Origin of the sequence: Campylobacter novaezeelandiae (genome assembly GCF_004323845.1) — a bacterium.
In the GTDB taxonomy this organism is placed as follows: Bacteria; Campylobacterota; Campylobacteria; order Campylobacterales; family Campylobacteraceae; genus Campylobacter_D; species Campylobacter_D novaezeelandiae.
Genome location: NZ_QPGR01000043.1, coordinates 1 through 519 on the forward strand (window position 1 = coordinate 1; position 519 = coordinate 519).

1 pseudogene is annotated in these 519 nt (G+C 30.1%); it reads left to right on the plus strand.

Annotated elements, in window-relative coordinates:
* Positions 1–519 (plus strand): annotated as a pseudogene (locus tag DU473_RS08175) (autotransporter outer membrane beta-barrel domain-containing protein); the annotation flags it as partial.

Genomic DNA, 519 nt, shown 5'->3' on the forward strand with positions numbered 1-519 from the left:
ACTACAAGAAGATCAACCTTTATAGATAATGTTATGGGCAATTCTATGCAAAGCTTTTATTTAGGAAATTCAAGTAGAGCTCAAAGAATGGCTATGTCTGAAAAGGGTAATTTATACTCTGATGCAAGTGATTATATAAAGAGTGATTTTAGCACTTCTTCTTATGGAGCCAATAAAGAACACTCCTTATTCATACTTCCTTATGCTTCTTCACAGAATGTTGAACTTTCTTTAAATGAAGAAAGTAAAGGACACACTAAAGGAACTATCATAGGTTATTCTACCTTAAAAGATAGTGGTATATATGGTGTGTATGCAGGTTATGAAGATACAAAAATGAGTTCAACTTATTTTGATGTAAATAACAGAACTTATTATGCAGGTTTAAAATACTTTAATACCTTATTTACTACAGAAAAAGGTCAAGAAGTTTATATCAAAGCTCAAGGTAAAACAGCCTTAATTAAAAATGATTTAACTAAAAGAGTAGGAACTAATGAAGCTAAAGCTGAACCTAAT